General features: G+C 60.8%; 12 protein-coding genes and 1 tRNA gene. 8 read left to right on the plus strand and 5 right to left on the minus strand.

Annotated features, from left to right (window positions below):
- Positions 1-149 precede the first annotated feature (149 nt).
- The gene (gene tkt, locus NKJ46_RS18360; RefSeq protein WP_352666281.1) at positions 150-2,141 is read right to left on the minus strand and encodes a transketolase; all 1,992 of its coding nucleotides are present in this window, start codon (positions 2,139-2,141) and stop codon (positions 150-152) included.
- Positions 2,142-2,401: 260 nt separating this feature from the next.
- On the opposite strand from tkt, the gene NKJ46_RS18365 reads away from it, so the two are divergent.
- The 4 genes from NKJ46_RS18365 to NKJ46_RS18380 all read left to right on the plus strand — a co-directional run bounded on the left by NKJ46_RS18365 (position 2,402) and on the right by NKJ46_RS18380 (position 4,901).
- On the plus strand, positions 2,402-2,674 hold the full coding sequence (locus NKJ46_RS18365; protein ID WP_006200774.1) for a DUF4164 domain-containing protein: 273 nt from the start codon (positions 2,402-2,404) through the stop codon (positions 2,672-2,674).
- A gap of 4 nt (positions 2,675-2,678) precedes the next feature.
- Entirely contained in the window at positions 2,679-3,044 is a 366-nt protein-coding gene (locus tag NKJ46_RS18370; RefSeq protein WP_292655609.1) for a cell division protein ZapA, read from the plus strand.
- Positions 3,045-3,218: 174 nt separating this feature from the next.
- Entirely contained in the window at positions 3,219-3,878 is a 660-nt protein-coding gene (locus NKJ46_RS18375; protein ID WP_352666282.1) for a peroxiredoxin, read from the plus strand.
- Positions 3,879-4,028: 150 nt separating this feature from the next.
- Entirely contained in the window at positions 4,029-4,901 is an 873-nt protein-coding gene (locus NKJ46_RS18380) for an MBL fold metallo-hydrolase (protein WP_352666283.1), read from the plus strand.
- A gap of 186 nt (positions 4,902-5,087) precedes the next feature.
- Here the strand turns inward: NKJ46_RS18380 and NKJ46_RS18385 are convergent, their stop codons facing one another.
- The 3 genes from NKJ46_RS18385 to NKJ46_RS18395 all read right to left on the minus strand — a co-directional run bounded on the left by NKJ46_RS18385 (position 5,088) and on the right by NKJ46_RS18395 (position 8,087).
- Complete coding sequence (locus tag NKJ46_RS18385; protein ID WP_352666285.1) at positions 5,088-5,495, minus strand: hypothetical protein; 408 nt, start codon at positions 5,493-5,495, stop codon at positions 5,088-5,090.
- Positions 5,496-5,947: 452 nt separating this feature from the next.
- Positions 5,948-6,859 carry an RNA polymerase sigma factor RpoH gene (rpoH, locus tag NKJ46_RS18390; RefSeq protein ID WP_023720954.1) on the minus strand — a complete coding sequence of 304 codons (912 nt, stop codon included), beginning with the start codon at positions 6,857-6,859 and terminating at the stop codon, positions 5,948-5,950.
- Positions 6,860-7,046: 187 nt separating this feature from the next.
- Positions 7,047-8,087, minus strand: coding sequence for an RluA family pseudouridine synthase (locus NKJ46_RS18395; RefSeq protein WP_352666286.1), 1,041 nt, complete (start codon positions 8,085-8,087; stop codon positions 7,047-7,049).
- Between the two features lie 26 nt (positions 8,088-8,113).
- On the opposite strand from NKJ46_RS18395, the gene NKJ46_RS18400 reads away from it, so the two are divergent.
- The 3 genes from NKJ46_RS18400 to NKJ46_RS18410 all read left to right on the plus strand — a co-directional run bounded on the left by NKJ46_RS18400 (position 8,114) and on the right by NKJ46_RS18410 (position 9,066).
- Positions 8,114-8,497: a fimbrial protein gene (locus NKJ46_RS18400; RefSeq protein ID WP_352666288.1), complete on the plus strand. Its 384-nt coding sequence runs from the start codon at positions 8,114-8,116 to the stop codon at positions 8,495-8,497.
- Positions 8,494-8,901: a VOC family protein gene (locus NKJ46_RS18405; protein WP_352666290.1), complete on the plus strand. Its 408-nt coding sequence runs from the start codon at positions 8,494-8,496 to the stop codon at positions 8,899-8,901. The genes NKJ46_RS18400 and NKJ46_RS18405 overlap by 4 nt, the downstream gene beginning before the upstream one ends.
- A gap of 90 nt (positions 8,902-8,991) precedes the next feature.
- Positions 8,992-9,066: transfer RNA gene (locus NKJ46_RS18410), tRNA-Glu, on the plus strand.
- A 1,027-nt stretch (positions 9,067-10,093) separates the two neighbouring features.
- On the opposite strand, the gene NKJ46_RS18415 is transcribed toward NKJ46_RS18410, so the two are convergent.
- Positions 10,094-10,345 (minus strand): DUF982 domain-containing protein, encoded by a 252-nt coding sequence (locus NKJ46_RS18415; RefSeq protein ID WP_352666291.1) that lies wholly within the window; start codon positions 10,343-10,345, stop codon positions 10,094-10,096.
- A 75-nt stretch (positions 10,346-10,420) separates the two neighbouring features.
- On the opposite strand from NKJ46_RS18415, the gene NKJ46_RS18420 reads away from it, so the two are divergent.
- Complete coding sequence (locus tag NKJ46_RS18420) at positions 10,421-10,636, plus strand: hypothetical protein (RefSeq protein ID WP_352666293.1); 216 nt, start codon at positions 10,421-10,423, stop codon at positions 10,634-10,636.
- The last annotated feature ends 3 nt before the right edge of the window (positions 10,637-10,639 follow it).

Genomic DNA, 10,639 nt, shown 5'->3' on the forward strand with positions numbered 1-10,639 from the left:
CCTGGGAGTTGGAGGCCGAAGATCAAGTCCGCAGCTTCATAACGGCGGACGGGCAAAGAATCCAGCCGCCGAGGCACGGATTTAAATCGATTAGTGCTCCACCGCCCGGCAAAACCGCTATGCCAGCCTTTGCCGGGCGGGGCTCACTTTCATTTGCCGTGCAGACGGGCTTCCGCCGCCTTCACCGTTACCTCGGCGGTGATGCCGAAATGCGGGTAGAGCTGTTCGATGGTGCCGGAGGCGCCGAAGCCGGTCATGCCGACAAAGATGCCGTCGGTTCCGATGAAGTGATCCCAGCCCTGACGGATGCCGGCTTCGATGGCAATCTTGAGCGGCGCATTGCCGATCGTCCTGCTGCGATAGTCGGCGCTCTGCTTGTCGAACAATTCGAAGCACGGCACCGAGACGACGCGGGTCGCGTGGCCGTGCTTTTCCAAGGCCTCGCGGGCGGCCAGCGCGATCTCCACCTCCGAGCCCGAAGCGAAGATCGTCACCGCCGCCTCGCCACTGGCGGCGACAAGTTCATAGGCGCCGCGGCTGGAGAGGTTTTCCGCAACGAAGTCGTTGCGTACCGTCGGCAGGTTCTGCCGGGTCAACGCCAATGTCGAAGGCGTCTTTTCCGACTCAATGGCCAACTGCCAGCATTCAGCGGTTTCCACCGCGTCGGCCGGGCGGAAGACATTGTGGTTCGGAATGGCGCGAAGTGCTGCCAGATGCTCGACCGGCTGATGGGTCGGGCCGTCTTCGCCAAGGCCGATGGAATCATGGGTCATGACGAAGATCGAGCGGATGCCCATCAGCGAAGCAAGCCGCATCGCCGGACGGGCATAATCGGAAAAGCACATGAAAGTGCCGCCATAGGCGATAATGCCGCCATGCAATGTCAGCCCGTTGAGTGCGGCCGCCATGCCGTGCTCGCGAACGCCGTAGTGGACGTAGCGCTGGCCGTAATCGTCGGCGGTGATGTTCTTGGTTTGGCTGGTCTTGGTGTTGTTGGAGCCGGTCAAATCGGCCGAGCCGCCGATGGTTTCGGGCACGGCGCCGTTGATGACCTCGAGCGCCATTTCCGATGACTTACGTGTGGCAACCTTCGGCTTGTCGGCGGCGAGCTTCTTCTTGTAATCGCCAATGACGGCATCGAAGTTGGCCGGCAGCGTGCCACTGATGCGGCGTTCGAACTCTGCGCGCAATTTGCCGTCGGCCTTGGCAAGGCGGCCTTCCCAGTCGGTGCGTGCCTTGACGCCGGTCCGGCCGGCGGTACGCCACGCATCGAGGATGTCGGCCGGAACCTCGAACGGCGGATAATCCCAGCCGAAGAATTTTCTGGCGCCGGCGATTTCCTCGGCGCCGAGCGGCGAGCCATGCGCCTTGTTGGTGCCGGCCTTGGTCGGCGCGCCGAAGCCGATCGTCGTCTTGCAGGCAATCATCGTCGGCTTGTCGGAGTGGCGGGCCGCCTCGATGGCATAGGCGATCGCTTCCGGGTCCTGGCCGTCGATATGGCTGGCATTCCAGCCGGACGCCTGGAAGCGGGCAACCTGATCGGTGTTGTCGGCCAGCGACACCGGGCCATCGATCGAGATGTTGTTGTTGTCCCAGAAGACGATCAGCTTGTTCAGCTTCAGATGTCCGGCAAGCGCAATGGCTTCCTGGGATACGCCTTCCATCAGGCAGCCGTCACCGGCCAGGACATAGGTGTAGTGGTCGACGAGATCGTTGCCGAAAGCGGCATTCATGATGCGCTCGCCGAGCGCGAAGCCGACCGAATTGGCAAGGCCCTGGCCGAGTGGGCCTGTCGTCGTCTCGATGCCCGCGGCATGGCCGTATTCCGGGTGGCCCGCCGTCCTCGACCCCAATTGGCGGAACTGCTTGATCTGGTCGATGGTGATGTCTTCGTAGCCGGTCAGATAGAGCAGTGAGTAAAGCAGCATCGAGCCGTGACCTGCCGAAAGGATAAAGCGGTCGCGGTCCGGCCAATGCGGGTTCTTCGGATCGTATTTGAGAAAGCGGGTGAACAGCACCGTGGCGATGTCGGCGCAGCCCATGGGCAGTCCGGGGTGGCCGGAATTTGCCTTCTCGACGGCGTCCATGGCGAGAAAACGGATCGCATTGGCCATCCGGTCATGTTGTTCGCGCGAGGTCATGCTTCCTCCAAAATGGGGGTTTGGGCCTTGGGAAAGCCCTTGAAAAGGGTGCGCGACACATAGCAGGCGCGGCCTTTTAGTCAACAAATCGGTGTGCTTTTGCCGGTCTTGTGATGGCCATGCGCGACTTACATTAGCGTTAGCAGGGGACAGTCGCGACAGCTTTATTGACGGGCGGTTCACACGGCGCGTAATGTTTCAGGGATAACGCGTTCTGAACGTGGATGATTCGGTGATGGGCAGGGCGCAGGACGAAAGCCATGACCGGGGAAACGACCCTCAAGGAAGTCATTGCCAGGCTGGGTAAGGCCATCGAAGGGCTGGAAAACGCCGTCGCGGCCAAGCTCGAGCACGAGCGGGACTATTCGGAAGCCGAGGCCGAAGTGCAGCGGATGAACGCCGACCGTTCGCGGCTGGCGCAGGAACTCGACAACTCCGAGGCCCGCGCCGAACGGCTGGAAGATGCCAACAAGGAAGTATCGCGAAGGCTGGTGACAGCCATGGAAACCATCCGCGCGGTACTGGACAGGTAGGCCAATGGCACAAGTCACGGTTTCCATCGACGGCAAGCAGTATCGTATGGCCTGCGACGAGGGCCAGGAAGAGCATCTGATCGATCTTGCCGAGCGCTTCGACCGCTATGTCTCGCATCTGAAGGATTCTTTTGGCGAGATCGGCGACCAGCGGCTGACCGTGATGGCCGGCATCATGGTCATGGATGAGCTTTCAGAACTGCAAAAGCGGGTCAAGGGCATGGAAAGCGAAGTGCTGACGCTGCGCAAGACGCGCGACGACGCACTGACCAAGGCCGACAAGAACGATTCCGTGCTGACCGGGGCGCTTGGCGCGTTGGCCCAGCGCATGGAAGACCTGGCGACGACGCTGGCAGTGAGCAAGGCCTGAGCCAGCGCAGCGAAGATTCCTGCTGCATTTGCCGAGAAGCAATGAAAATATTTCGCCGCCGGCCTTGATGCCGGCGCAACAGCCGTTTGAAGGATGACGCCGGAGTGGTAGAAAGGCAAAAGCAGCGCCGGTCAACGCCGGCTGCGATCTGCACTCACAAGGTAGGGACACGCCATGAGCCTTCGTATCAACGACATCGCACCGGACTTCACCGCCGAGACCACGCAAGGGCCGATCAGCTTCCATGAATGGATCGGCGACGGCTGGGCGGTATTGTTCAGCCATCCGAAGAACTTTACGCCGGTTTGCACGACCGAACTCGGCACGATGGCCGGGCTCGAAGGCGAGTTCAGGAAGCGCAACGTCAAGATCATCGGCATCTCGGTCGATCCCGTCGAAAGCCATGAGAAGTGGCAGAACGACATCAAGACCGCGACCGGCCATTCGGTGAACTATCCGCTGATCGGCGACAAGGATCTCAAGGTCGCCAAGCTTTACGAGATGCTGCCGGCGGGTGCCGGCGACAGCTCGGAAGGCCGCACGCCCGCCGACAATGCCACGGTGCGTTCGGTCTACGTCATCGGGCCCGACAAGAAGATCAAGCTGGTTCTCACCTACCCGATGACGACGGGCCGCAACTTCGACGAAATCCTGCGCGCCATCGATTCCATGCAGCTGACAGCCAAGCACCAGGTGGCGACACCGGCGAACTGGAAGCAGGGCGAGGACGTCATCATCACCGCTGCCGTCTCGAATGAGGATGCCATCAAGCGCTTCGGTGCCTATGAGACAATCCTGCCATATCTCAGGAAAACCAAGCAGCCTTCTGCCTAAGCCGGCAGAGGCGGCACAGAGAATTTTTGGTTTTCCTGGCCGTGTGAGCATGAGGTGCTTGACGATGCCTGGTTGACGGACAACCATGCCTTTAATTTGCCGTGGCAGAGAAAATCCTTCCTGCCGTGGTGGGGGGCGAAGGAGGCTGGATTGGACGCATTATCGGCCAGGTCGCAGGTCACCGGCTTCTATGACAAGCCGAGCGGGTCCGTCCAGTATGTGGTCGCCGACATGGCGACCCGCAAATGCGCCATCATCGATCCGGTGCTCGACTTCGACGAAAGGTCCGGTGCAACGGCGACGAAAAACGCCGACGCCCTGCTCGATTTCGTCAGGGAAAGCGGGCTGGAGGTCGAGTGGATCCTCGACACGCATCCGCATGCCGATCATTTCTCCGCCGCCCATTATCTGAGGGGGAGAACCGGAGCGCCGACGGCAATCGGCGAGAGGATCGTCGACGTCCAGAAATTGTGGAAGGTGATCTACAACTGGCCGGAATTCCCCGCCGACGGTTCGCAGTGGGACAGGCTGTTCGCCGACGGCGCGACTTTTCCGGTCGGCGGCCTTCCGGCAAGAGTGCTGTTTTCGCCGGGCCACACACTGGCCTCGATCACTTACGTCATCGGCGACGCCGCCTTCATCCACGACACGCTGTTCATGCCGGACAGCGGCACCGCAAGGGCAGACTTTCCCGGCGGCAGCGCCGAGCGGCTCTGGCACTCGATCCAGGACATCCTGGCACTGCCGGACGAGACACGTCTGTTCGTCGGTCACGACTACCAGCCGGGTGACCGCGAAGCGCGCTGGGAAAGCACGGTCGCGGAGCAGAAAGCCGGCAACACCCATGTTGCCAGCTGCAAGACGGAAGCCGACTTCGTCGCGCTCCGCCAAGCCCGCGACAGGACGTTGCCGATGCCGCGGCTGATCCTGCACGCGCTGCAGGTCAATATGAATGGCGGACGCCTGCCGGAACCGGAACCCAACGGGCGGCGCTACCTGAAGTTTCCGCTCGATTGCCTGTGAGGGGATGGGTCGCTGGCACTACAGTGCTATTCAAACTCGGCGCCCGCTCATCGTTCAAGGTCATCCAAGTTATTGATCCTGATTCGATTTTTGCGATGTGTGAATCCGGTCGGTCACCATAGGGGAGAAGGTGGGGGCAGCCGGGTGAGGAGCGGCGCAGACGCCGGCTAAGTGTTTAGTCCAGCGTCAGGGTTTTGTTCGGCGGGCTAAATGTTCATACGTGATTTGCCAAGGGTCGCTCTCGGAAGACCTTTCCTCGCCGATCCAATGGAAGCTGTTGGCAGTGATCTCAGTGAAACGCCATCGAGTTTGCAGACCGCGCGAGTCATTGCCGAGCTGGACAATGTCCTTACCCTCGGCCCGGCCGATCTGGCGCGAGTGATCCCGGTTGAGCGGGTCGCTCCATATGATATGCCAGCCATCGATCCCAGGATCGAAGATGCGCAAGGTCGTGCCATACATCGTCGACTGTGCAGGGCGCTTGGGCCTGATCCAAACGTCCTGAATCGCGCGGCCTTCGAGCACCCAGCCAAAATGGCATTCGCCATCCCATTTCTGGATTGTGCCGTCGTCGAGATAGTGGACCGTGTCCATGTCCCAGCTTCCAATTAGCCATCCATACAGGGCCATGTCTTTTGCTCGGTCGGCTGGCGGACCTTCGGATACGAGAGCGGCCAGAAACGGAGAAATGGTCATCGTCACACTGCCTTTGTTTCCGAACAGATGAGTTCAACTGCCCGGCGCGGCCCGGCGGGCCCGTTGTCGACCGTCTGAGCAAGCGCCGCCGTGAAATTTTGCGACGGAAGCCCGTGTCGGCGCCGGAACATTGTCGCCACAGCTTGCAGCGTTGCGGTTTCCAGGGCTTGGGGAAAATTGCGATAATGCCGCTATCAATGAGATCGCCTGCAGACACGATGGCGAGGCTACTGAGCAGTTTATGGCAGCGGATCGGACATCCGCGAAGGCGCCGCGGAACTGGCAACCCTCTAAAAAAACGGCGGCGCCAGGTATGTGGCGCCGCCGTTATTCGTTTCTATCTGAAGGCTTTACGCTGCCGGCTGCGCCTCGATGGTGCGCAGCGCCTGCATCTGGCGCTTGGCTGCGGCCTTGACCGCGTCCTGCACCTTCTCGAAGGCGCGCACCTCGATCTGGCGCACGCGCTCGCGGCTGATATCGAACTCGGCCGACAGCTCTTCAAGCGTCAACGGCTCATCGGCGAGGCGGCGCGCCTCGAAGATGCGGCGTTCGCGGTCGTTGAGCACGGCAAGAGCGCCCGACAGCATGCCGCGCCGGTTTTCCAGCTCGTCCTGCTCGATCAGCATCTCTTCCTGGCTTTCGTGGTCGTCGACCAGCCAGTCCTGCCATTCGCCGGATTCGCCTTCGCTGGCCCGGATGGGCGCATTGAGCGAGGCGTCGCCCGACAGACGGCGGTTCATCGACACAACTTCCGCTTCCGAGACGTTCAGCCGGGTGGCGATCTCGGTGATCTGATCGGGCTTCAAATCGCCTTCGTCGAGCGCCTGGATCTTGCCCTTCACCTTGCGCAGGTTGAAGAACAGGCGCTTCTGGTTGGCGGTGGTGCCCATCTTGACCAGGCTCCACGAGCGCAGGATGTACTCCTGGATCGAGGCCTTGATCCACCACATCGCATAGGTGGCAAGACGGAAGCCGCGCTCCGGTTCGAATTTCTTGACGGCCTGCATCAGGCCGACATTGCCTTCCGAGATCACCTCGCCGATCGGCAGGCCATAGCCGCGATAGCCCATGGCGATCTTGGCGACGAGCCGAAGGTGGCTGGTGACGAGCTTATGCGCAGCCGTGGTGTCCTCATGCTCGGCGTAGCGCTTGGCGAGCATGTACTCTTCCTGCGGCTGAAGCATCGGAAAGCGGCGGATTTCTTCCAGGTAGCGGCTGAGACCGCCTTCGCCGGAAACGATACTGGGTAATGACTGGGCCATGATAGCGCCCCCTCTCTATTGGAGTGATGCCCCCGAAACGCGGCGGGCATGTGGCGCGAATGCCAAAGGCACATTCGCGCCAACCGACATATATAGGAACAAAACCAGAAAGACAGGCATTTGTTCAACACGAAACAGTGTGTCACGTTGAAGTGAACAACGCCGGTCAGGTTTTCAGGTGGTTGGTTCAGAGCTTGCGGAAGCCGTCGACGAGTTCCTCCATGTCCCACGGTATCGGTGCTTCGAACCTCATCGTTAAATGGGTATCCGGATGCCGAAATGCAAGGAGGCGGGCGTGCAAAGCTTGTCGCGGAAACGCCTTTACCTTGCTTCTTAGCGGCTCGGGCAACCGATTGGCCTTGGTGCGGAAAGCCTGGCCGTATTCGGGGTCGCCAATCACCGGATGGCCGATATGGGCCATGTGGACGCGTATCTGGTGGGTGCGACCGGTTTCCAGCCGGCATTCGACCAGGCTCGCCGTGGCGAATTCCTGCTGCTGCTCGCCAAAGCGCTCGACGACGGTGAAATGCGTTATGGCATGGCGGGCATCGTCGCGGCCTTGCGGTACTACGGCGCGGCGTACCCGGTCGGCGGCGCGGCCGAGCGGCGCGTCGACCGTCCCGGTCGGCCTTGCCGGTATGCCCCAGACCAACGCCAGATACGCCCGCTCAAGATCGCCGGTCAGGCCGTGGTCGGCAAAGGCCTCCGACAACGCCTTGTGGGCGCGATCGGTCTTGGCGACGACCATGACGCCGCTGGTCTCCTTATCGAGGCGATGGACGATGCCCGGCCGCCTCACCCCGCCGATGCCCGACAGGCTGTCGCCGCAATGATGGATCAGCGCGTTGACCAGCGTGCCGGTCCAGTTGCCGGCGCCGGGATGCACGACCAGCCCGGCCGGCTTGTTGATGACGATCAGCTCGCTGTCCTCGTAGAGGACGTCCAGCGCAATATCTTCGCCTTGCGGCTCCGCTGGTTCCGGCTCCGGCATATCAACCGACACGCTGTCACCTTGTGCCATCTTGCGCTTCGTCTCGTCGACCTGCCTGCCGCCGATCCTGACCGCGCCCTGCTTTATCAGCATCTGTACGCGGCTGCGCGACATGTCGGGACCGAGCCTGGCCGCCAGCCATTGGTCGAGCCGCTGGCCGGCCGCATCGGCGCCCGCCTCCAGCACGATCTGTCCGGCCCCTATTAATTGTCTGGCCTCTTCGTTATGAGCGCTCATCGAGAACAGTTCCGGAATCTGCTGCCATGGCCCGGCCGCTTGCCGACGAAGACGAGGAAAAGCCGCTCGACCCCGAGGTCGAAAAGGTGCGGAGGAAGCTCGTGCGCTTCGTCGCCATCAATCTCGGCCTGCTGTTCCTCGCCCTTATGGTGGTGATCGCGGCGCTTGTCTACAAAGCGCGCAACGCGCCGCCTGCCGCCCCGCCGTTGACCAGCGACATCCAGGTGCCGATTGGCGAGACGGTCAACGGCGACATCGTGCTGCCGGTCGGCGCCAGGGTGATCAGCCAATCGCTCTCCGGCAATCACCTGTCGATCGACGCCGAGCTGCCCGACGGCAGCCGCGCTATTTTCTTGTATGACATCACTGAGCGCCGCATCGTCGGCCGTTTTTCGATCAGGAACAAATGACCGGTTTTGCCGAACGCCGCAGCATTGCCACGGTCGCGCTTCTCGTCGCAAACTATGACGAAGCGATCTCGTGGTATGTCGACCGGCTGGGTTTTGTCCTCACCGAAGATGTAGATCTCGGCGGCGGCAAACGCTGGGTCACCATCATGCCGGGCAAAGGGCAGGGCGCGCGGCTGCTTCTCGCCGAGGCATCCGGCGATGCGCAAAGGGAGGCGATCGGCAACCAGACCGGCGGACGCGTCTTTTTGTTCCTCGAAACCGACGATTTTGCCCGTGACCATGCGCTGATGCTCGAAAAGGGCGTCGAATTCCGTGAGGCGCCCCGCCACGAGGTCTATGGCACTGTGGCGGTTTTCGCCGATCTCTATGGCAATCTCTGGGACCTGATCGAGCCAAAACGCTAGGCTTGCAGCGGATATTCCACCGGTGCGACAGGCAGACCTAAGCCTAGTTGCTTTTTGCCGGCCGTCAGCCTATATCGCCGGTTCTTGAACGCGCCCATCGTCTAGCGGTCAGGACACCGCCCTCTCACGGCGGGAACAGGGGTTCGATTCCCCTTGGGCGTACCAATAAAATCAACAGCTTAGCTGCTGTCCCCGGAAAACCATCAAATAACGGTCAAATAAGCCCTCTGCACGACCTATCTTGCTGCGTGTCGTCCAGAGCCATCAAAGCCCGCATGATGTTGTCGATTATCGCGATCGACCCGTCCTCCAAGTGGCGGAGCATCGGCACGCCGGGATGGCAGACGCGTCGGAGGCCCACGAGCATAGTCAAAGCTTCTCATAGCCATATCCTCCGTGAAGCAACATGGTTTACAAGTAGCGTCGCAGCGTCACTGCGACGCCATTTTGTCGAGCCTAAAGCCTCGGCGGCAGACGATTTGGGAGGGCGCGTGGACTAGGCCAACTCGCTTCTGCTATGCCACCCTCGCGTTATGCACGCTCTAGTCGTCGGGGCGCTTGAGAACTCTGAAATCGCCCGAACGTGCGCTTGGCTCTGCATCATAATCCTTTGCCATGAGCCCGCGTTGAAGCAACGCCCGTACTGCCTCAGCACGGTTCGCCAGTCTGTTCTCAAACCGCCAAGCATCGAGGACAGCGAGTTCCTCCGAATTGAGCATGAACTGCAGACGATATGTTCGCTTGAGGGCATCCACTTTTCAGCTCTCTTATTGCGTCGGCAAACAGTTTCTGGGTCAGTTCGCTCACCGAGATGACGTCTGTGCCGACGTATCCGGCAGGTGCTCTGCCATCCATTTGTCGAGGAAGTTTATCCCGCGTGTGCTCATCGATCTCCCCTCTTCAATTGTCTGGCCTCTCGCAGCAATGATGCGCGATCGGTGCCAAAAATATTGATCAGTTCACGAGCCTGCACTTCGGTAATATCGGTCTCTCGCGCGAGGAAACGGACGAGGAAGTCCTCTTGCTCCTCCCTATCCCCACGGTCGCGTCGTTTCTCATCGACAATGTAGGATGATTTGGGCTGCTCGATCGAGCGAGGCGATGGAGCGTCCTCCTGCACGGAACCAGCTTTCGTGTTCAGGCCAGCATCCTTGGCAGCCGTCAGAAAGGCACGCCGGGCAGTCTCGACGTCCTAGGCTGTAGTCAGGGGACCCGTGCAAGCCTGGAGTGCAGCGATGTACCTTGGCCCGTGCGGTTCCGGCCAGCGTTCCATCATGAAGGTAGCGGCCTCAGACACGCTGCTCAAAGTGCGAAATTCGCCGACTGTTTCCGTCTCAACGGTAATTGGAACTGCAAAAAAAGGATCGTGCATGGTTGTCCCCGCGCAATGCCAGGACCGAACGGGAGAGCACCGATTTCGTTCCGGTCGACGCGCGAAAAGCATATCGAGATGTGCGTCTCGACAGTTGGCTCAGCGATCGGCTAAATGCCATTGGTTCCCACGGAAGTTGAGGTCCAGATGGACGACAAGCGATTGGATCACAAACTGGATTGCAAGGCGTGCGGGACGGTTCGTATGGACATCCCCGAAAACGCAACTGAAGCTACGCCGGTCCATTGCAGTAGTTGCGGCGCTTACCTTGGGAAATGGGGCGATCTGCAGGACGATTTCTACGCCCAAGCGCGCGGCACTCAAGCCTTCGATCTGAACAACGGCAACATCACCAGGAAGTAGCGC

This window comes from Mesorhizobium sp. M0166, from assembly GCF_040322255.1.
Lineage (GTDB): Bacteria > Pseudomonadota > Alphaproteobacteria > Rhizobiales > Rhizobiaceae > Mesorhizobium.